The organism is Aeromonas sp. ASNIH5, from assembly GCF_002902865.1.
GTDB classification, from domain to species: domain Bacteria; phylum Pseudomonadota; class Gammaproteobacteria; order Enterobacterales; family Aeromonadaceae; genus Aeromonas; species Aeromonas caviae.
On sequence record NZ_CP026122.1, the window covers coordinates 2,590,001 to 2,613,136 of the forward strand.

Sequence of the window (23,136 nt, forward strand, 5' to 3'; positions counted from 1 at the left end):
CCTCTGCTGTGGTCGCTTCACCTGGCCTACCTCTTTATCCCACTGGGGCTGACCGCCCTGGCGACACGCACGGCTGGCTGGCCGATTGCCTTGTCACTGGCCAGCCATCTGTTCAGCGCGGGCAGCATGGGGGCCATGATCCTCGCGATGATAGCCCGTGTATCCCTCGGACACAGTGGCAGAGCCCTGCAGATAGGACGCAGGATCACGGCGGCATTTGCACTGGTGATCCTGTCCGCGCTGTTGCGGGTCTTGCTCCCTCTCTTTTGGCCAAATCTCACCCTCACGGGATGGAACCTCAGCGGATGGAGCTGGGTTGCCGCCTACGGTCTGTTCATCTGGGTTTATACCCCCATACTGACCAGTCCCAGAGCGGATGGCCGCCCCGGCTAATCATCGCGTGGCCATGGACGGATAGTGGATCAGATTGTGGAAGATGGCGGGAGCGACCCCAAGATTGCGATAGCCATGGGTACGGTCCGCTGCAAACCGGACTGCCTCACCCTGATCGAGGGAACGCCACGCTCCGTCAACCAGTACCTCCATCACACCGCTGATGACGATGACATGTTCGGTCACTCCGGGTTCATGGGGTTCTGACTCCCGCTGGTATCCAGGTAGCAGGGTCAGTTCGAACAACTCGAAACCAAAGCGGGCCTCATAGGGGAAAAGCGGGGCAACCTGCATCCCCTCTCCCGCCGGCTGCTGTCGAATATCATCGGCAATACGGTATACCGTCTCTCCCTGTGCCGCTGGTGTCGGCTCAATGAAACTGGAGAAAGAGACCCGAAAACCGGTGGCAATCTTCCACAATGTTGCCACCGTCGGACTGGATTCACCTCGCTCGATCTGTCCCAGCATGGCCTTGCTCACCCCCGTTTCACGGGCGGCCATATCCAGGCTCCATCCTCTTTCAGTGCGCAGCCCTTTCAATCGCTGGGCCAGATAGCGACTCATCTCCTGCATCTGTTCTCCGATTTCTTCGAGCCATATTGTGCGCCATAACGCACAGCGTTATAGTCCAAACCACATTGTACGCAATAGCGCACAAGCTATCAGCATCCACAAGGAAGTTTCCCATGCCCCTAGCCCTCCCCCACATGGTCGCGGGACTCATCGCCGTATTGGTGGGTTACACGAGTTCTGTCGTCTTGATCATCCAGGCCGCCACGGCCGCCGGTGCCGATGCAGCCCAGGTCTCTTCCTGGCTATGGACACTGGGTATCGGCATGGGGGTCAGCTGCATCGGCCTCTCCCTTTATTACCGGGTGCCTGTCTTGACGGCCTGGTCCACCCCGGGTGCCGCCCTGCTCATCACCAGCCTGGGGAACTTCAGTCTGGCTGAAGCCATCGGCGCCTTCATCATCTCTTCACTGCTGATCACCCTCTGCGGTATCAGCGGCTGGTTCGACAGGCTGATGCGTCACATTCCCGCCCCACTGGCGGCCGCCATGCTGGCCGGAGTCTTGCTCAGGTTCGGGCTGGATCTCTTCAAGGTGGCACCGCAAGATCCTCTGCTGCTTGGCACCTTGCTACTGGCTTTCTTGCTGGGTCGCCACCTCTGGCCCCGCTACACCATGGTGCTGGTCCTGGCTGCCGGCATACTGCTCTGCACCCTGAGGGGCGAGCTGCAACTCAACGAGGTTCACTGGCAACTTTCCACCCCGGTCTGGATCTCGCCAGCCTTTTCCATCGACGCCCTGCTCGGCATCGCACTCCCGCTCTTTCTCGTTACCATGACCTCGCAAAACATGCCGGGCATTGCCATCCTGCGCGCCCACGGCTATCAACCTGCCACTTCTTCCCTGATTGGCTGGACCGGATTCATCGGCGTGCTGCTGGCACCGTTTGGCGGCTATGCCTTCAACCTGGCCGCCATCACAGCCGCCATCTGCATGGGCAAGGAAGTGGATCACGATGTCACTCGACGCTGGCCTGCTGCCGTGTGGGCTGGATGTTTCTACCTGCTCACAGGCTGTTTCGGTGCCACCGTGGTTGCCCTGTTCAGCGCATTCCCTGCGGTGCTGGTCACCTGCGTGGCCGGGCTGGCGCTGCTCGGCACCATAGGCAGCAGCTTGCACAGCGCCTTGCAGCAGGACGAGGAGCGGGAAGCCGCGCTACTGACTTTCCTCGTGACTGCCTCGGGGATCACCCTGCTCGGGGTCGGGTCTGCCTGCTGGGGATTGCTGATCGGAGTGACATTGCATCAAGTCAACCGGCTCCGCTCCTGACCTGACCATCTGGGGAGACTCCAGTGAGACGCAGCACATAATCCTGAGAAGAGCGTTCACATATGAACCTTATTCCTTTCTAGTGAGAAAACGGCGCAGATCCTTCCCGACAAGCGCCGTTGTCAGACTCAATACTGGAGAACGAAGATGAGGAATCAGGCTGTCATTTTGTTACTGGCACTGCTGGGCGCCACCACGACCCAGGCTGCCGACACCGATCGGGAGCTGGCACGCCAGCTCGCGCTGCAGCAGAAGAACCTGCTGCCACTCCTGCACAATCAGGAATACCAGAGCCCGCTGCCCAACCTGCTGCCAAAGGCCAGCCCGCGTCTGAAGCGCCAGGCTCGGGATGCCAACCAGGCGGCCATCAGTCGGCAAGGGCTGGATGGCGAGGTCAGGGAACTGATGCAACTGCGGCTGGCCAATCCGGATCAGGCGGATGCACTGCAACAAGGGGTTGAGCCACTGGTTGCCTACATACCAAGTGGTGACGAAAAGAGCTGGAGCGCCATCGAGGCGTTCGACAGCGCCGGCAGCCCGATCTATCTCGATGTGAACCAGCCGCCGGCGCGGCCGGTACTGGTGGTGGAGGCCGATCCGGTAAAAGCCAAGAATGCCGGCCTGAAGGTGATGCGAAAGGCGCTGGCTGCCGCCGACATGCAGGTGACGCCCCGTGCCACCAGCAACACCACGCCCCTCAAGACCAGCATTCTCAAGAAGATCAGGCTCAACGATGATCAGGAGCCCTGGCTGCTGGGCGCCGCCGAGGTCTATGCCGTCGTGGCCGGGGTCAATCCTGGTAGGGACGAGCCCGTGGTAGATATCGTCGACATGCCCTATCTCGACTACGACAACACCGACTACACCCCCAACCAGATCCTGGTCTATTGGGATCGCTACCGCTGGGGAGCCGTCGACGTGGTCATGATGGAGCAGGATGACAACGTCAATTACAAGGCGCTGAGTGCCCTCCTGATTGACGCACTCAAACTCGGCTTCACTGCGGGCGGCGTACCCGAGGCCCTGCCCTTCCTCGACCTCGGCGGTCGTATCGTCAAGGCACTTCCGGACTCCTGGATGACCAACAACGACGACTACCTCGACACCTTCTATACCCTGGAGCAGGACCAGAGCTATCACCAGTATCCCGGTGCCGCCGGCAATGCAGTCATCGATCTCGAGCCCAGGGAGATCCAACCAACCCGGCCCTGACTGTCGCTCAAAATAAAAAGCCAATGAGAAGACTCATTGGCTTTTCTGTATCAGAGCCGCGGATCAGGCCTGACCTTTCGGCCTCACACCCAGTGTGTGACAGATGGCGTAGGTCAGCTCTGAGCGGTTCAGGGTATAGAAGTGGAAATCCTTCACCCCTTCCTGACTCAGCACACGCACCTGGTCGATGGCAATGCTGGCTCCCACCATGTTGCGCGTCATCTGATCGTTTTCCAGCCCTTCGAAACGCTGGTGCATCCAGCGCGGGATCTTCACGTTGGTGAAACCGGCAAACTTGGCCAGGGTCTGGTAGTTGGAGACCGGCAGTATCCCCGGCACGATCTCCGCATCGATACCGATGGCGGCGCAGCGATCCCGAAAACGCAGATAGGTCTCCACATCGAAGAAGAACTGGGTAATGGCCCGGTTGGCACCGGCATCTATCTTGCGCTTGAGGTTGAGCAGGTCGGATTGCGCACTGCGAGCCTCGGGGTGGCCTTCCGGATAGGCGGCGACCGAGATATCGAAATCGGCTTCGGATTTGAGCAGGGCGACCAGGTCGGTGGCATACATGTCAGGCTTGTCGAGGCCGGGAGGCAAGTCTCCGCGCAGGGCCACGATGTGGCGAATGCCGCTATTCCAGTAGTCACGGGCAATGGTGCGCAACTCGTCACGGCTGGCATCGATACAGGTCAGGTGCGGGGCGGCGATGAGGCCGGTACGCTCCTTGATGTCCTTGATCACCTTGTGAGTGCGGTCCCGGGTGCCCGAATTGGCGCCATAGGTCACAGAGACGAATTTGGGCTCCAGCACCTGCAGGCGCTCGATGGACTGCCAGAGGGTGTTCTCCATCCCTTCGCTGTTGGGCGGGAAAAACTCGAAACTGACCGATATATCGCCACCCAGATCCGCCAAACTCTGGTTGAGTGCCTCAACCTGACGCGCGCTGTGAAATCCCATCTGCTCTCTCCCTGTCCTGCAACCCATTCCTTCACGCCAAAACGGATGTTTGGACGTCTAAACGTCTTTCTATCTTTATGAGAAAACGGATCAAAGTCAATACCGATTTGTCAGCGACAAGGGGGATTGCCGATTTTTTTATTTTGCAATTCAACCTAAGTAATGAGCGACCCCATCCCAAAATGCTGTCAGGCACGCTATGATGCGGGCGGATCGTCCTGGACGTTCTGAATCTGCGTGTGATTGTTTGGCCGGGTTTCCCGGCCTTTTTTTAACTTCTTTCCCCGCCTGCCGATAAGCAATTCAAGCGTTTGCAGGAGCCCCATCATGGAAGATCACCCCGGTTTTGCCACCGATCTGCTGTTCGATCGCTATCAGGGCGAGGTGACGGATCATGATGCGTTCTGGACCGTGCGCACCCCGGGCTCTCCAGACTACTACTTCGGCAACTACCTGTTGCTGCCCACCCCCCCAAGCGATCGTGACAAGGGCTGGCTCGAGGCCAGTTTCGACAGGCTGATTGGCTGGGATCCCCGTATCCGCCACCGCACCTTCCAGTGGCCCCTCGCCGCAGGCCAGAACAGCCGGGTCGCCGGGTTCGTGGCGGCGGGGTACCAATACATGGAGTGCGTGGTACTGGCGCTGGGTGCAATGGAGTGGCAAGCCCCCACCGGCAGCGACCTGACCCCGGCTCGCCCGTTCACCGCGGCGGACTGGGATCAGTGGCTCGCCTTCGAGCTGGCAGAGCGGGATCCAGCCCATTCGGAGGAGCGCTATCTTCCCTATCTCTTGTCACGCCGCCAGCTCTATCAGGCCATGATCGATGACGGGCTCGGACAGTGGTGGGGGTTATGGCACCAGGATCAACTGGTTGCCAGCTGCGGACTCTTCTTCACCGGCACCCTGGGACGCTTTCAACTGGTGCGCACGCACGCAGAGTGGCGAAACCGGGGGCTCTGTCGTCTGTTGCTGAGCCAGGTCGCACGCCAGGGACTGGCACGGGCCAGTTCGCTCATCATAGTGGCAGACGAGCACTATCACGCCCAGCGGGTCTATCGCACTCTGGGTTTCGTGCCGGTGGCCCGTATCGGCAGCCTGTGCCGCTGGCCACGGGAATGACAGGTCATCACGCAGATGCAAAACGGGAGGCCAAGGCCTCCCGTTCTTCATGGTGAACCATCAGGGCTGTGCCCCCTCCAGTTCGCTGGCGAGCGCCTCCTCCACTTCGGCAGGAGGCGCTGGAGCGACGGCTCCGGACACCGGTACTGACGGAGGCTGGGTCGCGCTTGCTCCGGAAGGCGCTTGTCCATCCGGCACCACAGGCGCAGCAGGTTCGGTCCCGATGGCACCCGACACAGGGACGGCAGGCACGCTCGCCTCACACTGACACTCCTGTCCCTTGCCCTGGTTGCCCTGATGGGGGGCATACCACCCTTTCAACCCCTGTTCCAGGCGATCGGCCGCCGCCTTGGGTGCCACGGTTCCCAGCAATACCTGCTGGCTCACCTCGGCCAGTTCATCCCCGAGCTTGGGAGTGCCGCGGGAGAGGATCTGAGTGGCAACCCGGATGGTGGAATCGCACTGATCCCGCCACTCCATCATCTCTCTGGCCGCCGGATTGGTGGCTTCAAAGAAGTGGTTGGAGAGCGAGAAGAAGCCGGGCAGCGAGTTGGTATAGAGCTCGGCAAACTGGGGAGTGGTCAGCCACTGCAGGAAGGTCATGGCGGCCTCCTTGTTCTTGCTGGCCGGATTCATCCCCATACCGATGTCGGTGTGATCGGTGAAGAAACAGCCATCCCCCTGCTTTGCCACGGGCGGGCGCATGACACCGAAGTCCACCTTGCCGGTGAAGGGGGCGATCTCCCAGGATCCCGCCGCATAGAAGGCAGCCTTGCCCGAGGTGAACAGCTCGTTGGTGGTGGCGTAGTCGCGGCTCTCGCCCCCCTCCCCCAGGTAGTCACGCCAGCGGGCCAGCTCCTCGAACACCTTGACGTATTGCGGGTTGTTGAAGCGCTCCTGGCCCCCGATCAACGCCAATCGACCATCCTCCCCCTTCCAGTAGTTGGGGCCTATGTTCTGGAAACCGAGCTCGGAGGCAACCCAGCTCTCCGAGCCGCTCACGGCGAGGGGAACATAGCGACCATCCGCCTTCACCTTGTCCAGGGCCGCGAAGAATGCCTCGCGGGTCTGGGGAACCGTCAGCCCCAGCTCACTGAAAATCTTCTTGTTGTAGAAGAAGCCGTGAATCACCGATGCCATGGGTACGCAGAAAGTCTGGGCGCCACTGTCGGTCTGCCAGGGGGATTGGGCAAAGCTCGGGAAGTTCTCCATCCCCGCCATCTCGCTCAGCTCCACCAGATGGCCCGCCTTGAACAGGGCCAGGGAGTCGTCAAACGGGCGGCAGGTGATGAGATCCCCCGCCTTGCCCGCCTTGAGGCTGGCCCAGAGGGTCGGCATGTACTCGACGTTCTGCACCCCGTTGAATTTCACCTGAATACCCGGGTGGGCGGCCTCGAATGCAGGAATGATCTTCTGTTCCCACAAGGCCTTGTCATCTATGCGCCAGCTCTCTATCACCAGCTCGCTGGCCATCAGCTGGCCACACAACAGGAGACTCAGGGCCCCGATCCACTTGTTAGCCATAAGTCCTCCTACACCTTGAAATGGGCGATCAATTGCTGCTGCTTGGCGACCAGATCCGCCAGCACCTCACTGCTGCTGGCCGATTCCCGCGCCTCCCGCTCGGTCTCGTAAGCCACATCCGCAATGCCGGCGACATGACGGGCAACCCCCTGACTCACGGAGATCTGTTCCTGGGCGGCATGAGCCACCTGATCCGCCATCGCCTTGATGGCACTCATCCGCTCGGCAATGGATTGCAACGCCTCGTCCATCACCCGGGTCTGGGCCACGCAATCCTGGGTCTGCTCCTGGCTGCGTGCCATCACGGCCACCACGTGCTTGCTGGAACTTTGCAGGTTCTCGATCATGGCCTGGATCTCCTCGGTCGAGGTCTGGGTCCGGTTCGCCAGTGCCCGCACCTCGTCCGCCACCACCGCGAAGCCGCGACCGGCGTCCCCCGCGCGGGCCGCCTCGATGGCCGCGTTCAGCGCCAGCAGGTTGGTCTGCTCGGCGATGCTGCGGATCACGTCGAGGATGCTGCCGATGTTGTCGCTGAATTCCCCCAGCTTGTGGGTGATGCCGACCGCCTCTTCCATGGCACCCGCCAGTTGTTCGGTGATCTGGCGCGTAGTCGCCACCTGTTTGCGTCCGGCGCGGGCCTCTTCGTCCGCCAGGTCCACCTCACGCTTGGTGCCGTCAGTGGAGCGCGCCACCTCGGTCGCACTCACCTCCAGCTCGGTGATGGCGGCAGCCACCTGATCGGTCTGGCTCTTCTGATCCTGCACCCGTGACATGGCCCGCTCGCTTATCTCGGCGGCGCGGCTCGCCTCGTCCACCAGATGGCGCGAGCCGGCATTGATCTGGGCGAGCAGTTCGCCAGTCTTGTCTGCCAGGGTATTGATCGAGCGGGTCAGGCTGCCAAACTCGCAGCGGCTCTGGTAGTCGATGCGCCGGGTCATGTCACCCGTGGCCATGCGATCCAGCTCCCGATCGATGAGTTGCAGCGGACGCTGGATGCTGCGGGCCGTGGTGTAACCGATGAGGAGCGCGGCGGCTGCGGAGATGGCCGACACGATCAGGATCCAGGCGCTGGCGCTGCTGACGGCGTCATCCGCCCCGACCCGGCTCGCGCTGGCAATGCTGCCCGCCGATTTGGCCATCTCGTCCAGCAGCGCCAGGCTGTTGACCAGACTGGTGTCGAGCTGCTGGTTCAGGGACTGCAGCGAGGCCGCCAGTTGCTGGCCATTGCGCATGGTCGCCAGCAACCCTTTCGGGCCGAGGGCCAGCTCCTGCATCCGATCGAGGTTGACGATGAAACGCTGCCTCACGTCATCGGGCACCTGCACCCGTTCGAGCCGTTTGCGTGCCATCTCGATATCCTTGCCGAGCACCTTCTCCAATTCATTGAGATCGGTCTTGGCATCGGCCCGGCGGATGTTTTTCAGATCCCGGGCAATGCCGGAGGTGATAAGTTCGGCCTTGTTGCGCATGGAGCGTTTGCTCGCGGTCTGCTGCAACAACAGGTCGGCGGCCCACTGGTAGGTATCTTCCAGCCGGATGAACGCCAGCTCCAGTTCATGGCGCCGATCGAGTGCGGCCACCCACTGGCCGTGCTGGGTCAGCACCTGATCCGCCAACCCGTAGAACTCGCGGGTCGCCCCGTCGACCTGGCGGAACCGCTCGCTCGCCTCGGCCACCCCGTCAAACCGGGCCATCTCCTTGCTCTGGGCCAGGAAACGCTCCTGCTGCGCCTTGAACTGGCTGGCCAGTTGCGGCAACTGGGCCGCCTCCTCGCTGGTTCTGTAGGTGAGCACCCAGCGGTTGCTGTCCTGCAGTGCGCCCTTGAGCCCGGCGACCGCGATCACCAGGGGGGTGGCACGATCAGAAACCTGGGAGAGCCCCTCGTTGATCCCCCGGATCTTCAGAATACTGATGAAGCCGAGCAGAACCAGCAACAACAGCATCAGCACGAAGCCGGCGATGATCCGCTGCACAATAGATAAACCCATGGAGGCATCCTCACTCGTTGGGGAAAGGGGTGAATGCCGAGGTTATCGGCAGCGGGGTGCAATGGAATAGCGGTTCATGACGCGATGGCGGGCCAGATCACAGTTGGCGTGATATGGCAGGCAGAAAAGGGCCCGAACAGAGCCGGGCCAAAGAGACATGCTTGGTTGTCATGGCCGTGCATCGGCCACGTTTGTCATCAGAAGCGGTAGCCGACGCCGAACATGAAGGCCACCGGATCGATGGAGGTGTTGATGGTGCCCACGGCGGTATGCACATCGGTATCGATGTCGATGAGCCAGGCGGAGGCGTTGACGAACCAGCGGTCATTGATTGCCATGTCCAGGCCCACCTGACCCGCCATCCCCCAGGAGGAGTCCACGCTCACATCCGTCCCGGCCAGGGCACCGCGCCCTTCCTCGTCGAAGAAGGTGGTGTAGTTGATACCGGCCCCCACATAGGGGCGCACCTTGCTGTTGGCATCACCGAAGTAGTACTGCGCCATCAGGGTCGGCGGCAGGTGTTTGACCTTGGCGACCTCACCCAGGCCGGCAGTCGACACCGAGTGGGAGAAGGGGGTCGCGGCCAGCAGCTCGACACCCCAGTTGTCCGTCAACATGTAGGAGAGGGTCAGGCCAAGCTGCATGTTGCTGTCGATCTCCAGCTCGCCCGTCCCCAGCACGTTGTCACTGCTGGTCTGGGGAGAGACGAACGCCAGGCCACCACGGACCAGGATGTCACCGGCCTGATGTGCCATGGCGACGGGGGAAGCAAAAGCGGCTGCGATTAACAGAGGAAGGATCTTTTTCATCACATTATTCCTTTTTTGTTTTCTTTCTATGTTGCAAGCCCGAAAACTATAAAAGGATGTGAATGGCCGGTTATTGATTTAGCTCAATAGTTATCAAGAAATAGATAGATGTACACGGCAGCTTTGATTGGACAATCAAACCGCAGATGAAAATAAAAAGTCATTCAAATACATGATGATGCCTTAAATTACCGCATCAGCATGAAATGTAAAATACCAATTAAATACACCTTAAGCATCTTCATATCACCTTTCAATTGTTGTTTAATTATGCCCCGGGGCGTATTTTATTAATGCGATGTAACCACGCTGTAATTTTAATTTTATGAAGCCACAGACACGCAAAGACAAAATTCTCGGCATTCTTGCCGCCATCTGGGGGATAGGTTCCTTCCTCTTCATTCTGCTGGGTTTCCTGTTTGCTCTCGCCTTCCTGATGCTGACACACTGAGTCTGCCGGACGAGTCCCTCTTTTCTCCCTCTCATCCCTGGCCGGGCGCCAGACCGGCGCACCTCGCCCACCGGCCAACAAAAAAGGGGCCTTGGCCCCTTTTTCTCGAGTGACGCTTATTTCTCCAGTAGAGGAGCGAGGAAGCGCGCCGTGTGGGACTCCTTACAACGGCTCATCTCCTCAGGCGTACCCGTCACCAGAATACGGCCACCACCAGCGCCCCCTTCCGGGCCCAGATCAACGATCCAGTCCGCGGTTTTGATGACGTCCAGGTTGTGCTCGATGATGACAATGGTGTTGCCCCGATCCCGCAGTTGGTGCAGTACCTTGAGCAACTGCTGGATATCGTGGAAGTGCAACCCCGTGGTCGGTTCGTCCAGAATATAGAGGGTCTGGCCGGTGTCCCGCTTGGAGAGCTCCCGCGCCAGCTTGACCCGCTGCGCCTCGCCGCCAGAGAGCGTGGTGGCGGACTGACCGAGCCGGATGTAGGAGAGGCCCACGTCCATCAGGGTCTGCAGCTTGCGCGCCACCGCCGGCACCGGATCGAAGAAGGCACGGGCATCTTCCACCGTCATCTCGAGGATTTCGTGGATGTTCTTGCCCTTGTACTTCACCTCCAGGGTCTCGCGGTTGTAGCGCTTGCCCTTGCAGACGTCGCACGGCACGTAAACATCCGGCAGGAAGTGCATCTCCACCTTGATGACCCCGTCCCCCTGGCACGCCTCGCAGCGTCCCCCCTTCACGTTGAAGGAGAAGCGGCCCGGCTGGTAGCCACGGGAACGCGCCTCCTGGGTGCCGGAGAGCAGCTCGCGGATCGGGGTGAACAGGCCGGTGTAGGTGGCCGGGTTGGAGCGCGGGGTGCGGCCGATGGGGCTCTGGTCGATATCCACCACCTTGTCCAGATGCTCCAGCCCCTCGACGCTGCGATAGGGCGCAGGCGTGGACTCGGTGGCCTTGTTCAGCTCACGGTGGGCGATGCGGAACAGGGTGTCATTGATCAGAGTCGACTTGCCGGAACCGGAGACGCCGGTGACGCAGGTCATCACGCCGATGGGCAGATCCAGGTTGACGTTGCGCAAGTTGTTGCCGCTCGCCCCTTTCAATTTCAGCCACTTGCCAGTGAGCGGGGTGCGCTCGGCCGGGATGGCGATCTGCTTGCGCCCGGAGAGGTAGTCACCGGTCAGGGACTCGGGGTTCGCGATGATCTCCTCCGGCGTCCCCTGGGCGACGATGGCACCGCCGTGCACGCCAGCCCCCGGACCGATGTCGAGCACATGGTCGGCGAGGCGAATGGCATCCTCATCGTGCTCCACCACGATCACGGTGTTGCCGAGATCACGCAGGTGAGTCAGGGTCTTGAGCAGCCGCTCGTTGTCACGCTGATGCAGACCGATGGAGGGCTCGTCCAGCACGTACATGACCCCCACCAGGCCAGCCCCGATCTGGCTGGCCAGCCGGATCCGCTGCGCCTCGCCACCGGAGAGGGTCTCGGCGCTACGCGACAGGCTCAGATAGTTGAGGCCGACGTTCACCAGGAAGCCGAGCCGCTCGACGATCTCCTTGAGGATCTTGTCCGCTATCTGGGCACGCTGACCGGACAGGTTCAACCCTTCGAAGAAGGCCAGGGCATCGCCGATGGACTGCTCGGCGATGGCGGGCAGGTTGCGATTGTCCACGAAGACGTGGCGGGCTTCTTCCCGCAGTCGGCTGCCACCGCAACTGGTACAGGACTTGTTGGCGATGTATTTGGCCAGCTCTTCCCGCACCGCGTTGGATTCGGTCTCCCGGTAGCGGCGCTCCATGTTGTGCAGGATCCCCTCGAACGGGTGCTTGCGCACCACCACGTCGCCGCGGTCATTCATGTAGCGGAACTCGATCTCAGTGCGCCCGGAACCACGCAGGATCACCTCCTGGGTCTTGAGCGGCAGATCCTCCCAGGGGGTCTCCAGGTCGAACTTGTAGTGATCGGCCAGGGATTTGAGCATCTGGAAGTAGTAGAAGCTGCGTTTGTCCCAACCACGGATGGCGCCGCCGGCCAGGCTCTGGCCCGGATCATGGATGAGCTTGGCGGGATCGAAATACTGCTGCACCCCGAGACCGTCACAGGTGGGGCAGGCCCCCGCCGGGTTGTTGAAGGAGAAGATCCGGGGCTCCAGCTCCGACATGGAGTAACCGCACTCGGGGCAGGCGAAGTTGGCGGAGAAGGTCATGGGGGCAACCCCATCCTCCCCGTCCATCGGCACCACCAGCACGATGCCGCCGGAGAGAGTCAGCGCCGTTTCGAACGATTCGGCCAGACGCAGCGCCAGGTCATCGCGCACCTTGAATCTGTCCACCACCACCTCGATGGTGTGCTTCTTGTGCAGCTCCAGCGCGGGAGGATCCGACAGATCGCACACTTCGCCGTCGATGCGGGCGCGGATGTAACCCTGGGCCGCCAGGTTCTCCAGCAGCTTGGTGTGCTCCCCCTTGCGGTTGCGCACCACGGGGGCCAGCAGCATCAGCTTGGCGCCTTCGGGCTGGGCAAGCACCTGATCCACCATCTGGCTGATGGTCTGGGCCGCGAGCGGAATGGCGTGGGTCGGGCAGCGTGGCTCGCCGACCCGGGCGAACAGCAGCCGCAGGTAGTCGTAAATCTCGGTGATGGTGCCGACGGTCGAGCGCGGGTTGTGGGAGGTGGACTTCTGCTCGATGGAGATGGCAGGCGACAGCCCCTCGATGTGGTCCACGTCCGGCTTCTCCATCAGGGAGAGGAACTGGCGGGCATAGGCGGAGAGCGACTCCACATAGCGGCGCTGCCCCTCGGCATAGAGGGTATCGAACGCCAGGGAGGATTTGCCCGAACCGGACAGGCCGGTGACCACGATCAGCTTGTCACGTGGCAGGATCAGGTTGATGTTCTTGAGGTTGTGGGTGCGGGCACCCCGGATCACGATTTTTTCCATCTTGTTGCGCGCTCGATACGGGAACCAGAGCGGGCCAGTATGGCATAGAGACTACTGGATGAATAGACAGTCTTTCCTTCCGTACCCCTTCCTCAGAGATACTCCTTGGCCCAGCTCACCGCCTGCAACCGGTTCTTGACGTTCAGCTTCTTGAAGACGTTGTAGAGATGGGATTTGACGGTGTGTTCGCTCACGAACAGGCTGTCGGCGATCTCGGTGTTGGAGGCCCCCGTCATCAGGTGACGCACAATCTCCTGCTCGCGGGCGGTCAGCAGCGTCTGCTGACGCTGAGGTTGCCCGCTCCCCTTGCGGTAGTAGTCCACCAGGTCGCACAGCAGGTGGCGCGGGATCCAGTACTCCCCCTGCAACACCTTGCGGATACCGAAGACCAGCCTGTCCAGCGTGTCCTGACGAAAGAAGAGCCCGCTGGTATGGGGCCACATCAGCAGCAGCTCTTTGTTGGTGCTGGTCGGGGCATTGAGCAACACGGCACTGGCCTCGCCAAAGCGCTGGCAGATGGCATTGCTCCAAAGCTCCTGCTGGGTCGACTTGAGGTAGTCCAGATCGATCAGCAGCAAGGTTTTGGGGGTGCCCTCTGCAACGTCTGGCAGGTCATTCAGCTCCCCCACCAGCAAGATGGGCAGACCAAGCTCTTCACTGAGGTGACGCTGGAAACGGGAGGCTTGTGCGTTATTTTCGGTGATCAGCACCAGGAGGGAGTCGGGCGTCATCAAGAGAACTTCCTTGCACATTCGAGTCGGGGCTTTTTGGCAAGGAAGAGTACCAATCCCCCTCCTGGCTGCAGCATTAAAAAAGTATTAGACGCATCGGTGGCTCCTTTGAAGCCCAGCAATTTTCCAGCCAATACAATTGGCTAGCACGCCCCCCCCATTTGGGGGGTCAGGTAGTGCCGGTGCGCACCATAACAGCTCCGCCCTCTTCACGCAGCCTGCCCCAGCCGCCTCCCCTTGCTGGTGACACCTTACCTCGGGTAAGTTACTCAGGCTGTGGCGATCCATTGACGCCACAGTGGCAGGGAAGATGTGCGCTCATGCCCGTCAACTGGTACTATGGCGGCCAAACGCTGCGGCCCATCCATGACGCCTCTGCCGGCAAGCTCCGGCGCAGCCAGGACACTGATAGAGAGATGACACCCAGCCAGGGCGCGCATCTCGTTGCAAACAAACGCATTATTGAATGGGCCCAGGCATCTGGCCTGGCCGGTATACATAAGGGTGGAAGAGAGATTATGGCCAGTCGAGGCATCAACAAAGTCATTCTGATCGGTAACCTGGGGCAAGACCCGGAAGTGCGCTACATGCCGAGCGGCGGTGCCGTGACTAACATCACCCTGGCCACCTCCGATACCTGGCGCGACAAGCAGACCGGTGAGCAGAAAGAGCGCACCGAATGGCACCGTGTCGTCTTCATGGGCAAGCTGGCCGAAGTGGCCGGCGAGTACCTGAAGAAGGGCTCCCAGGTCTATGTGGAAGGCAAGCTCCAGACCCGCAAATGGCAGGATCAGAGCGGCCAAGAGCGCTACACCACCGAGGTGCTGGTCGACAGCTTCACCGGTGTGATGCAGATGCTGGGTGGCCGTCCGCAGGGCGGTGGCCAGGGCATGGGCGGCCAGTCATCCCAGGGCAACTGGGGCCAGCCGCAACAGGCTGCACCGCAACAGAACATGCAACGTCCTGCTGCCCCGCAGCAGAACATGCAACCGCAAGGCGGTTACGGCCGTCCGGCCCAGCAGCCGCAATCCGCCCCGCCGGTCTACAACGAACCGCCGATGGATTTCGACGACGATATTCCGTTCTGATCCCCTGCGGCAGGCCCTGATTCATCAGGGCCTTTTTTTACCTGTTTCTGACGCATTCACCTCCCCCGACGACCATGTTGCTGCCACTTTCCCGCGCTTTACGTCCCCTTCGTCCAGGCTTGTGGCTATCATCGAGACGATTTCTCCCTTCGGGAACCTGCATGAACCACTTGAGTCGTCTGCTGTGCCTCGCCCTGCTGATGTTCGGCAGCCACCTTGCCGCGGAGCCGCTGCGGGTGGGAGTCAGCTTTGCCATTCCTCCCTATGTCATCAGCCACGAAGACAGGGGCATTGAACTCGATCTCATGCGAGAGGCCTTCGCAGGCAGCCCCCATGAGCTGCAGGTCGTCTATCTTCCCCTGGAGCGCACCTTCAGGATGCTGGAGGAAGGCAAGCTGGACGCCATCATCAACGTCAAACCCGGCATGCTGGAAAGCGCCTACCTCTCACAGCCGGTGATCACCTTCCACAACCGGGTCTTCACCCTGGCGCCGACGGCAGTCCACACCATGAAGGATTTGCAGACCCTGCGAGTCAGTGCCTTCCAGCGTGCACGACAGATCCTGGGAACGACCTTCTCCGACATCGTCGACCAGAATCCCCGTTATGAAGAGGTGGCGAGGCAGGAGGGACAGGTACAGCGGCTGCTGCTCGGGCGCACCGATGCCGTGATCCTGGAACAGCGGGTGTTCTACTACTATCTGGCGCAGTTGCTCGGGGATGACCAGGAGGGCGACCGCTATCCCAAGAACAGGGTCAGACAGCACGACCTCTTCCCCCCGACTCACTACCACTTCGCCTTTCGCGAGGCGGGCCACCGGCAATGGTTCGACAGACAGCTCGCCAAGATGAAGGCGGACGGGCGCTATGAGCGGATTTTTGCCGCCTATGGCACCACCTCTACTGCCGGAGACAAAAAAGCCAGCCCATGATGGACTGGCTTGATACCGGCTCCGGGGAGCCGCAGTGGATGGAGCGTTACTTCATCGCGCTGCCGTTTTTCAGCTCTGCTTTCTGACGTTTGGCTTCGCGTTTCTCTTTCAGTGACATCTGCGGTTTTTTCTTGGCATCTTTGCCGTGATGCTGTTCTTTGTTGCTCATCATCAGACTCCAAAAAGGTTACCTGGACAGTTGGAACGGGTGTTCCAGCATGTCAGCCGAATCGTGGATTTCAGTACGCCAACAGTGACGATCGGGGATCGCACTGGCCTCAGCATACTCCCAATCTTCCGCCGGGATCCAGCCTCCCGGCAGCGCCTGTCAGCCAGGCTTTCCCGCGGCGTGCTCCCCCGGAAATGACGACCGGGCGACACTTTTGGCATCCGGGGACGGATGGTCAGCCTGTCTCCGGTGGATGTGTGTTAGGGTGGGCATTCAACGATCGCAGGAGCGCGTCATGAAGAAGCTGGAAATGAAAGATCTGACCGAGGCCGAGAAAGCCGAGATTGCCCTGCTGGTGCAAAAGGCCCAGGCCAATGCCGATCACACCCTGACCAACGGGGAGCGCAACAAGATCCGCGAAGCAGGACGCCAGAAGATCGCCGCCGATCGCGCCCAGGCCGCCAAGGCGGCTTCCGCACTGGCGCGGGAGAAAGCCAAGGAGCGAGCCAGTGCCCAAGTACTGCCCGACACCTTCAACTGGTCCGATTCCGTCAGCAACAAATACCGTGGCAGACGGTAACGGCAGCATGAATGCACGCAGATGACGCTGCTGCATAAAAGGGGGCTGGCAGAGCGTCCTGTCATCCCCCTGAAAAGGGCAGCAGGAGGCGCCTGGCAGCTGATGCACACCCGGATAAAACGCCGATCCAGCCATCACTGACTGAAACGAATACCAAGATAAAGATTGCCATGACAGGGTGTGCGTGTTCTAATCGTTTTCGATGGTTCGGTAGTTCAGACCTGATTATGTTAGGCAGTCATCTTAAAGCAGTGATTTGTGCAGGCAGTTATCCCCGATAATTCTTGCCAGATAATTCTCCTTCTTTAGTGCTCCCCATACGTATTTCTGACGAAAAATCATGGATTGCCGCTCCGGTGGCGTTTCACTAATCACTACTCAAGGAAATTATCATGTCCAAAATGACTGGTACCGTAAAATTCTTCAACGCCGAGAAAGGCTTCGGTTTCATCTCCCCGGCTGACGGCAGCAAAGACGTGTTCGTTCACTTCTCCGCCATCCAGTCCAACGGTTTCAAAACCCTGGAAGAAGGTCAGCGCGTTGAGTTCACCATCGAGCAAGGCCAGAAAGGCCCGGCTGCTGCGAACGTCGTTCCGCAGTAATTCAAGCCGGAGCACCTTCCCCTCTTTGGGCAAGGGCCTCAGCAAGAATTGAAAAAACCCGCTTCGGCGGGTTTTTTGTTGCCCGTTTCCGGGTGGCCGACCTGTTGCTCTGCTTCCCTAGCGCCACGGGCAGCAAAAAGGGCACCCTGGTGGTGCCCCATTTCCTGGTCAGGTTCCTTACAGGGGCAGGCTGATCCGCGCCTCCAGCCCCCCCTCCTCGCGATTGTGAAGGCTGAGCTCACCGCCGTGCTGGTGCACCAGGGTGCGGGCGATGGCGAGCCCCAGTCCCACGCTGCCCGACTCGGTGTTGCGGGCTTCATCCAGGCGCACGAAGGGCTTGAACACCTCCTCCAGCTGGCTCTCCGCAATCCCCGGCCCCTGATCGCGAACCAGGATCAGCAACTCGCCGTCACCGCGCACCAGCGAAACCTCGGCACCCCCTGCGTACTTGATGGCGTTGCCGATGAGGTTTTGCAGTACCCGACGCAGGGTGTTGGCCCGGCAGGCGTAAACCTGCTTGCCCTCGGCCAGGCAGGTGACGGGCTGGCCCATGTCGGCATAGTCGTCACACAGGCTCTCCAGCAGGCTGACCAGATCCAGCTCCCGGGTCGCCTCCTGCTGCCCCTCCTCCCGGGCAAAGCTCAGGGTCGCCGCCAGCATCTGCTCCATCTGCTGCAGGGTCTGCTGGAAGCGATCCTTGTCTTCCCCGTCCGCCAGAAACTCGCTGCGCAGCCGCAGGCTGGTGATGGGGGTGCGCAGGTCGTGGGAGATGGCGGCCAGCATCCGGGTTCTGTCCTGCACGAAGCGATCGAGCCGGGTGTGCATCCGGTTGAAGGCCTGGATGGACTCGCGGATCTCGGTGGGCCCCTCCTCGCGCAGGGGCTCGATGTCCTCACCACGCCCCAGCCTGTCGGCGTTGGCCGCCAGTTGCTTGAGGGGACGGGTCGCCCGGCGGAACAGCCAGATCATCAGGCCGATCACCAGGCTCGCCACCAGCAGCAGGTTGAGGGTGGTCTGCCAGGACCAGCTCGCCGTCTCCTTGTCCACCAGGGAGCTGAACTGGAGCCAGCCGCCGTTGGGCAGTTCGATGGAGCCGTAGAGCCGCATGTCCTGGGGCGGCGGCATGCCGTTGCGATCCTTCATCATGCGGTTGTGGTGCTGCCAGGCCCGGCTGCGCTGGATGTCCTGCTTCAGTTCGGCGCTGATCTCCACCGCCAGGGAGGATGGATAGCCGAGCTTGGCCCGCACCAGCTTCTCGAAGCGGGGGCTGCGGTTGTCCGGCTGCAACGGCTCGTCGGCCAGACGCAGCAGCAGGGTCTCGCTGCGGCTCGCCTTGAGGATCTCGTGATAGAGGGAAGGAGGAGAGAGGGAGAGCAGGCGCACCACGGAGATGATCCGCTGCATGGCGTTGCGGCTGTTGACGTAACCGAGGGCCTCCTCCCTGTCCGAGCGGTAGATCTGGATACTGAGCAACTGGATCAGTACCAGCCCCGCCAGGGCCACCAGCACTATCTGGCCGGTCAACCCCTTGGGCAGCAGCCTGGCGAAGACGCGCTTGATCATGTCGGCCTCACTCCTGGGTCACGTCGGCGGCGAACAGGTAACCGCCACCCCAGATGGTCTTGATGAGCTCGGGATTCTTGGGATCCCGCTCCAGCTTGCGCCGCAGTCGGCTCACCAGGGTATCGATGGCGCGATCGAAGGCCACCGCCTCCCGGCCACGGGCCAGATCCAGCAACTGATCCCGGCTCAGCACCCGCTGGGGCCGCTCCAGAAACACCTTGAGCAGATCGAACTCGGCGGTGGAGAGGCTCATCCCCACCCCCTCCTCGTCCACCAGCTCACGGCGATTGACGTCGAGCAGCCAGCGATCGAAGCGCAGATCCCGGGTCAGGGTCTCCGGCACGGGCAGGCTCTCCGCCTGGGTACGGCGCATCACCGCCTTGATGCGGGCCAGCAGCTCCCGCGGGTTGAACGGCTTGGAGAGGTAGTCGTCCGCCCCCATCTCCAGGCCGATGATGCGGTCCGTCTCCTCCCCCATGGCGGTAAGCATGATGATCGGCAGGCGGGATTTGACCCTGAGCTCGCGGCACAGGGTGAGGCCATCCTCCCCCGGCATCATCAGATCCAGCACCAGCAGATCGAACTCCCTCTCATCCAGCAGCCGCTTCATCTCCTTGCCATCGCGGGCGCAACTGACGCGCATGCCATGCTGCTCCAGAAAGCGCTTGAGCAGATCGCGGATCTCGCTGTGGTCATCGACCACCAGAATATGAGGGCTGCCTTGGTTCATCATCATCTCTCCGTTATCGGGCTGGGGCGATTATACGAAAATCAACCGGGCGGGTTGTGTCAAAGTGTGCCAGCACGCCCCTCTGCCACACTCTGCTACAAAATAGGCTTCTACTGGCAAATTTCAGACACTTCCACGGTGTTTACTGGATACCAAGGCGAAAGAGCCTCTACCCGTACACATCCGACAGGAGTTACCCATGAAAAAGCTGACCAAGACCCTGCTGACCGCCACCCTGATCCTCGGCCTGCCGCTGGGCGCCTATGCCGCCAGCGAGGCGGTCTCCACCGCGCAACCGACCCAGGCCACGGCGACCGGTTGCCCCATGGACGGTACCGGCATGATGGGCGGCAAGCATCATGGCGGCCGCCACGACAAGATGGCCCGCATGAAGAACATGACCCCGGAACAGATCCAGGCCCATCTGCAACAGCGCTACGACAAGATTGAAGATCCGGCCAAGAAGGCGGAGTTCGTGAAGAACCTTGGTCTGCGTGCCGACGGCATGATCAAGCACGCCGAGGTGATGAAGCAGTTCGCAGAAGCAAATCAGTAAGTCGAAGTGATGAAGCAGTTCGCAGAAGCAAACCAGTAAATCGAAGTAATGAAGCCGTTTGCCGAAGCAAACCAGTAAATCGAAGTAATGAAGCCGTTTGCCGAAGCGAATCAGTAAGTCGAGATGATCAAGCAGTTCGCAGAAGCAAACCAGTAAAGCGAAGTAATGAAGCCGTTTGCCGAAGCAGACCCGTGATCAGGCGGGGCCCTGCCCCGACACCGGCGAAAACGACAGGGTGGCGCAAGCCACCCTTTTTTGTCTCCACCCTCCAGTTTTTTCACCTTTTCCTGCCTGGCCGCATCATGTTATGTGAGCGATAACAAACGTTTCACTTTCGAAATAAATCATAATGGTCCCTCACACAACAGACGCGGGCACGATCCCGGACACAGTGGACAGGAGTCGTTATGGGATGGAATCTGGGCACAATCAAGGGGCGCTATACCGCCGTTTTTCTGGGCTTCATGGCGCTGGTGTGCGCCCTGACGGTGATCGGCATCCAGATCTGGATCACCCCCGCCCTGCAAAAAGCGGGGGAGGAGAACGTGGCGCTGCGAGTCGGCGAGATAGCGACCGACATCCGTGACCAGCTCAACGGGGTGCAGACCCAGTCGCGCAGCATCACCCAGCTGGTGGCACAACTGCCGAGCGAGCAGATAGATGCCCAACTCCCGGCCCTCATCGACCAGTACGGCAACGGCATGGTCTTCGGTGGCGGCATCTGGCCCCTGCCGGACAAGCGGGAGGCGGGACGCGCCAAGTTCAGCACCTTCTTCCACAGGGATGCGTCCAACGCCCTCATTCCCAACACCTACTGGAACTCGGCAGAGGCGCCCAACTATTTCGATCAGCCCTGGCACAAGGCCGGTCAGCAGGCGCCCCGTGGCGTCTGTGCCTGGGCCGCCGCCTACAAGGATGGCGCGAGCCAGCAGCCGAGAACCAACTGCGCCATGGGGATCTACCAGAATGGCGCCCTCTACGGGGTGTCGACCATAGACGTCACCCTGGGCTTCTTCAACGACCTGGTGGCCAAGAAAGAGCAGGAGATCGGCGGTCAGGTGATGATCATCGAGGCTGACGGCAAGATCCTGAGTCGCAACGCCCGTCTGACCGGGGATGTGGTGCTCGGCAACCTCTCCGCCCACGCCGACTATCCCTTCGCCCTCGCCATCAGCGGCTTGCTGGGCCAGGATGCGAGCAAGGGGCAGCTGCGCACCACCTTCCAGGATCAGGGTGAGGAACAGACCCTGCTGATGGAGGCCATCGAAGGGACCCCCTGGCTGCTGGCCGCCGCCCTGCCGACCCGCACCCTGACCCAGGACAGCCGGGATGTGCTCGCCACCCTGGCGAGCATCCAGCTCCCCCTGGCGGGGCTGCTGTTCGTGCTCATGGTGCTGGCCATCAGCCAGCTTGGCAGCCGCCTGCAGACTCTCAAACTCAACATCGACGCCCTCAGCGCCGGCGATGCCGACCTGACCGCCCGCATCCAGGTCAAGGGGCATGACGAGCTGGACAACATCGCCCTGTCGGTCAACCGCTTCATCGCCTTCCTGCAACAGATGATGGTGCAGGTGACCGCCGCCACCGACCTCATCACCCGCGAGCTGGCCCAGCTCGATCAGCAGACCGGGCAGGCCAGGCGGATCCTGGGAGAACACGCCAGCGAAACCGATCAGGTCGTCACCGCCCTCAACGAACTCAGCTCCACCGCCGACAGCGTTGCCCGCCACGCCAACGACTCCGCCAGCTTCACCGAGGCCGCCAACGGTCAGGCGGCCAGCTCCCGCAAGGTGGTGGGGTCGGCCTCCGCCAGCGTGGTGGCCCTCATCGACGAGGTGGATCTCGCCGCCGCCAAGGTGCTTGAGATGCAGGAAGATGCCCAGCAGATCGGCAGCGTGCTCGGGGTGATCGGCGGCATCGCCGCCCAGACCAACCTGCTGGCGCTCAACGCCGCCATCGAGGCGGCCCGGGCCGGTGAACAGGGCCGGGGCTTCGCGGTGGTGGCCGACGAGGTGCGCGCCCTCGCGGCACGCACCCAGAACAGCACCGCCGAAGTGGGCAGCATGTTGTCACGGCTCACCCAGGGGGTCGCCGAGGCCGTGGTCGCCATGGAGCAGACCAAGCGCAGTTGCCAGGCGGCGGCCGACACCACGGGGCAGGTCACCGGCGGCCTCGACACCATGGCCGACGCCGTGGTGCAGATCCACGATCTCAGCAGCCAGATCGCCACCGCTGCCGAGGAGCAGAGCCGGGTGACCGAGGAGATCAACCGCAACATGGTGAGCATTCGCGACATGCTGAACCTCCTGGTGGAGAACGGCGGCAACACGGAGCAGAGCGCCGCCACCCTGCTGGGGTCCAACCGCCAGTTGCTGGCCCTGGTGCACCGCTTCAAGGTGTGAGCCTGAACACCAGACAGCAAAAAGGGGCCCTCGGGCCCCTTTTTCATTCACTTTGCCAGGACTCAGGCCTTGTTGGCCAGGTTCAGGGTCTTCACGGTCTCGCCTTCGAACTTGATGACCACGTTCTTCTGGGCCACTTCGGAGTCTTTCAGCAGGGACTTGGTGGTCTCGGCCAGCAGCGGGGAGGCCTTGTTCAGAGCGTCCAGGTCATAGGTCCACACTTCCAGACCGGCGTCGGTCTTGGTGCTGGCCGGGGCGCCCAGCTTGTCCTTGATGGCCTGCTTGTTGGAGCCGCCTTCCTTGATGTCCAGGGCCTTCTTGATCGCTTCGTTGGAAGCGGTGTCCATGGCGTTGCCAGCCATCTCTTTGGCGGTGCTGGTGACGCTGCTGGTCACGGTGTCGGTCAGGGAATCCATCAGGCCGGCGTGGGCAACCAGAGGCAGGGCGGTCAGGGCAATCAGCAAGGACTTTTTCATGAAGATACATCTCGCAAGAATGAAAAGAGCGCGCATGAAACCAGCGGGATGAATTGGAGTCAAGAAAA

The 23,136-nt window shown here is 61.3% G+C and carries 22 protein-coding genes (1 of these 22 running past the window's edge); 11 read left to right on the top strand and 11 right to left on the bottom strand.

The features are described 5' to 3' along the window. Nucleotides 1–393: the end of an NnrS family protein gene (locus C2U30_RS12030; protein WP_103243832.1), read on the top strand. It extends 804 nt beyond the left edge of the window; 393 of the gene's 1,197 nt are visible here — the last part of the coding sequence; the start codon falls outside the window, past its left edge; it ends in the stop codon at nt 391–393. Here the strand turns inward: C2U30_RS12030 and C2U30_RS12035 are convergent, their stop codons facing one another. Next, a complete protein-coding gene (locus tag C2U30_RS12035) occupies nt 394–966 on the bottom strand; it encodes a helix-turn-helix domain-containing protein (protein ID WP_043156077.1) in 573 nt (190 codons plus the stop codon). It abuts the gene before it with no gap. Between the two features lie 113 nt (nt 967–1,079). Here C2U30_RS12035 and C2U30_RS12040 point away from each other — a divergent pair, with 113 nt between their 5' ends. Beyond that, nucleotides 1,080–2,231: a benzoate/H(+) symporter BenE family transporter gene (locus tag C2U30_RS12040; RefSeq protein WP_043156076.1), complete on the top strand. Its 1,152-nt coding sequence runs from the start codon at nt 1,080–1,082 to the stop codon at nt 2,229–2,231. Nucleotides 2,232–2,378: 147 nt separating this feature from the next. Next, complete coding sequence (locus C2U30_RS12045; RefSeq protein ID WP_043156075.1) at nt 2,379–3,443, top strand: DUF3103 family protein; 1,065 nt, start codon at nt 2,379–2,381, stop codon at nt 3,441–3,443. A 63-nt stretch (nt 3,444–3,506) separates the two neighbouring features. On the opposite strand, the gene metF is transcribed toward C2U30_RS12045, so the two are convergent. Continuing rightward, entirely contained in the window at nt 3,507–4,403 is an 897-nt protein-coding gene (gene metF, locus C2U30_RS12050) for a methylenetetrahydrofolate reductase (RefSeq protein WP_010674220.1), read from the bottom strand. A 327-nt stretch (nt 4,404–4,730) separates the two neighbouring features. Here metF and C2U30_RS12055 point away from each other — a divergent pair, with 327 nt between their 5' ends. Next, nucleotides 4,731–5,522: a GNAT family N-acetyltransferase gene (locus tag C2U30_RS12055; RefSeq protein WP_103243833.1), complete on the top strand. Its 792-nt coding sequence runs from the start codon at nt 4,731–4,733 to the stop codon at nt 5,520–5,522. A gap of 60 nt (nt 5,523–5,582) precedes the next feature. Here the strand turns inward: C2U30_RS12055 and C2U30_RS12060 are convergent, their stop codons facing one another. The 3 genes from C2U30_RS12060 to C2U30_RS12070 all read right to left on the bottom strand — a co-directional run bounded on the left by C2U30_RS12060 (nt 5,583) and on the right by C2U30_RS12070 (nt 9,843). Then, nucleotides 5,583–7,046, bottom strand: a complete 1,464-nt coding sequence (locus C2U30_RS12060; protein ID WP_042864821.1) for an extracellular solute-binding protein — start codon at nt 7,044–7,046, stop codon at nt 5,583–5,585. 8 nt (nt 7,047–7,054) lie between these two features. Continuing rightward, nucleotides 7,055–9,034, bottom strand: coding sequence for a methyl-accepting chemotaxis protein (locus C2U30_RS12065; RefSeq protein ID WP_039040116.1), 1,980 nt, complete (start codon nt 9,032–9,034; stop codon nt 7,055–7,057). 197 nt (nt 9,035–9,231) lie between these two features. Beyond that, on the bottom strand, nt 9,232–9,843 hold the full coding sequence (locus C2U30_RS12070) for an OmpW family outer membrane protein (RefSeq protein WP_010674216.1): 612 nt from the start codon (nt 9,841–9,843) through the stop codon (nt 9,232–9,234). 325 nt (nt 9,844–10,168) lie between these two features. On the opposite strand from C2U30_RS12070, the gene C2U30_RS23045 reads away from it, so the two are divergent. Beyond that, nucleotides 10,169–10,294, top strand: coding sequence for a hypothetical protein (locus C2U30_RS23045; protein ID WP_010674215.1), 126 nt, complete (start codon nt 10,169–10,171; stop codon nt 10,292–10,294). A gap of 116 nt (nt 10,295–10,410) precedes the next feature. Here C2U30_RS23045 and uvrA read toward each other — a convergent pair whose 3' ends face one another. Together uvrA and C2U30_RS12080 are read right to left on the bottom strand one after the other, a co-directional pair. Beyond that, a complete protein-coding gene (uvrA, locus tag C2U30_RS12075) occupies nt 10,411–13,239 on the bottom strand; it encodes an excinuclease ABC subunit UvrA (protein WP_039040117.1) in 2,829 nt (942 codons plus the stop codon). 92 nt (nt 13,240–13,331) lie between these two features. Further along, the gene (locus C2U30_RS12080; RefSeq protein WP_199767272.1) at nt 13,332–13,970 is read right to left on the bottom strand and encodes a LuxR C-terminal-related transcriptional regulator; all 639 of its coding nucleotides are present in this window, start codon (nt 13,968–13,970) and stop codon (nt 13,332–13,334) included. Between the two features lie 518 nt (nt 13,971–14,488). On the opposite strand from C2U30_RS12080, the gene C2U30_RS12085 reads away from it, so the two are divergent. After that, entirely contained in the window at nt 14,489–15,058 is a 570-nt protein-coding gene (locus C2U30_RS12085) for a single-stranded DNA-binding protein (RefSeq protein WP_010674212.1), read from the top strand. A 161-nt stretch (nt 15,059–15,219) separates the two neighbouring features. Beyond that, nucleotides 15,220–15,990, top strand: a complete 771-nt coding sequence (locus C2U30_RS12090; RefSeq protein ID WP_103243835.1) for a substrate-binding periplasmic protein — start codon at nt 15,220–15,222, stop codon at nt 15,988–15,990. A gap of 46 nt (nt 15,991–16,036) precedes the next feature. Here the strand turns inward: C2U30_RS12090 and C2U30_RS23050 are convergent, their stop codons facing one another. Continuing rightward, nucleotides 16,037–16,162, bottom strand: coding sequence for a hypothetical protein (locus tag C2U30_RS23050; RefSeq protein ID WP_257520123.1), 126 nt, complete (start codon nt 16,160–16,162; stop codon nt 16,037–16,039). 292 nt (nt 16,163–16,454) lie between these two features. Here C2U30_RS23050 and yjbD point away from each other — a divergent pair, with 292 nt between their 5' ends. Together yjbD and cspE are read left to right on the top strand one after the other, a co-directional pair. Continuing rightward, nucleotides 16,455–16,739, top strand: a complete 285-nt coding sequence (yjbD, locus tag C2U30_RS12100) for a DUF3811 domain-containing protein (protein WP_042879473.1) — start codon at nt 16,455–16,457, stop codon at nt 16,737–16,739. A gap of 392 nt (nt 16,740–17,131) precedes the next feature. Continuing rightward, complete coding sequence (gene cspE, locus C2U30_RS12105) at nt 17,132–17,341, top strand: transcription antiterminator/RNA stability regulator CspE (RefSeq protein ID WP_010675897.1); 210 nt, start codon at nt 17,132–17,134, stop codon at nt 17,339–17,341. 177 nt (nt 17,342–17,518) lie between these two features. Here the strand turns inward: cspE and C2U30_RS12110 are convergent, their stop codons facing one another. Together C2U30_RS12110 and C2U30_RS12115 are read right to left on the bottom strand one after the other, a co-directional pair. Further along, nucleotides 17,519–18,904 (bottom strand): ATP-binding protein, encoded by a 1,386-nt coding sequence (locus C2U30_RS12110; protein WP_052816044.1) that lies wholly within the window; start codon nt 18,902–18,904, stop codon nt 17,519–17,521. 7 nt (nt 18,905–18,911) lie between these two features. After that, nucleotides 18,912–19,634 carry a response regulator gene (locus C2U30_RS12115; protein ID WP_010675899.1) on the bottom strand — a complete coding sequence of 241 codons (723 nt, stop codon included), beginning with the start codon at nt 19,632–19,634 and terminating at the stop codon, nt 18,912–18,914. A 199-nt stretch (nt 19,635–19,833) separates the two neighbouring features. Between C2U30_RS12115 and C2U30_RS12120 the strand changes: the two genes are divergently transcribed. Together C2U30_RS12120 and C2U30_RS12125 are read left to right on the top strand one after the other, a co-directional pair. Next, entirely contained in the window at nt 19,834–20,190 is a 357-nt protein-coding gene (locus tag C2U30_RS12120) for a hypothetical protein (RefSeq protein WP_010675900.1), read from the top strand. 407 nt (nt 20,191–20,597) lie between these two features. Continuing rightward, entirely contained in the window at nt 20,598–22,592 is a 1,995-nt protein-coding gene (locus tag C2U30_RS12125) for a methyl-accepting chemotaxis protein (RefSeq protein WP_045522344.1), read from the top strand. Nucleotides 22,593–22,654: 62 nt separating this feature from the next. Here C2U30_RS12125 and C2U30_RS12130 read toward each other — a convergent pair whose 3' ends face one another. After that, a complete protein-coding gene (locus tag C2U30_RS12130) occupies nt 22,655–23,068 on the bottom strand; it encodes a hypothetical protein (protein WP_010675902.1) in 414 nt (137 codons plus the stop codon). Nucleotides 23,069–23,136: the final 68 nt, after the last annotated feature.

Coding starts and splice junctions, on each gene's coding strand:
- C2U30_RS12035 (WP_043156077.1), bottom strand. CDS start 966: ATGCAGGAGATGAGTCGCTATCTGGCCCAGCGATTGAAAGGGCTGCGC.
- C2U30_RS12040 (WP_043156076.1), top strand. CDS start 1,080: ATGCCCCTAGCCCTCCCCCACATGGTCGCGGGACTCATCGCCGTATTG.
- C2U30_RS12045 (WP_043156075.1), top strand. CDS start 2,379: ATGAGGAATCAGGCTGTCATTTTGTTACTGGCACTGCTGGGCGCCACC.
- metF (WP_010674220.1), bottom strand. CDS start 4,403: ATGGGATTTCACAGCGCGCGTCAGGTTGAGGCACTCAACCAGAGTTTG.
- C2U30_RS12055 (WP_103243833.1), top strand. CDS start 4,731: ATGGAAGATCACCCCGGTTTTGCCACCGATCTGCTGTTCGATCGCTAT.
- C2U30_RS12060 (WP_042864821.1), bottom strand. CDS start 7,046: ATGGCTAACAAGTGGATCGGGGCCCTGAGTCTCCTGTTGTGTGGCCAG.
- C2U30_RS12065 (WP_039040116.1), bottom strand. CDS start 9,034: ATGGGTTTATCTATTGTGCAGCGGATCATCGCCGGCTTCGTGCTGATG.
- C2U30_RS12070 (WP_010674216.1), bottom strand. CDS start 9,843: ATGAAAAAGATCCTTCCTCTGTTAATCGCAGCCGCTTTTGCTTCCCCC.
- C2U30_RS23045 (WP_010674215.1), top strand. CDS start 10,169: ATGAAGCCACAGACACGCAAAGACAAAATTCTCGGCATTCTTGCCGCC.
- uvrA (WP_039040117.1), bottom strand. CDS start 13,239: ATGGAAAAAATCGTGATCCGGGGTGCCCGCACCCACAACCTCAAGAAC.
- C2U30_RS12080 (WP_199767272.1), bottom strand. CDS start 13,970: ATGACGCCCGACTCCCTCCTGGTGCTGATCACCGAAAATAACGCACAA.
- C2U30_RS12085 (WP_010674212.1), top strand. CDS start 14,489: ATGGCCAGTCGAGGCATCAACAAAGTCATTCTGATCGGTAACCTGGGG.
- C2U30_RS12090 (WP_103243835.1), top strand. CDS start 15,220: ATGAACCACTTGAGTCGTCTGCTGTGCCTCGCCCTGCTGATGTTCGGC.
- C2U30_RS23050 (WP_257520123.1), bottom strand. CDS start 16,162: ATGATGAGCAACAAAGAACAGCATCACGGCAAAGATGCCAAGAAAAAA.
- yjbD (WP_042879473.1), top strand. CDS start 16,455: ATGAAGAAGCTGGAAATGAAAGATCTGACCGAGGCCGAGAAAGCCGAG.
- cspE (WP_010675897.1), top strand. CDS start 17,132: ATGTCCAAAATGACTGGTACCGTAAAATTCTTCAACGCCGAGAAAGGC.
- C2U30_RS12110 (WP_052816044.1), bottom strand. CDS start 18,904: ATGATCAAGCGCGTCTTCGCCAGGCTGCTGCCCAAGGGGTTGACCGGC.
- C2U30_RS12115 (WP_010675899.1), bottom strand. CDS start 19,634: ATGAACCAAGGCAGCCCTCATATTCTGGTGGTCGATGACCACAGCGAG.
- C2U30_RS12120 (WP_010675900.1), top strand. CDS start 19,834: ATGAAAAAGCTGACCAAGACCCTGCTGACCGCCACCCTGATCCTCGGC.
- C2U30_RS12125 (WP_045522344.1), top strand. CDS start 20,598: ATGGGATGGAATCTGGGCACAATCAAGGGGCGCTATACCGCCGTTTTT.
- C2U30_RS12130 (WP_010675902.1), bottom strand. CDS start 23,068: ATGAAAAAGTCCTTGCTGATTGCCCTGACCGCCCTGCCTCTGGTTGCC.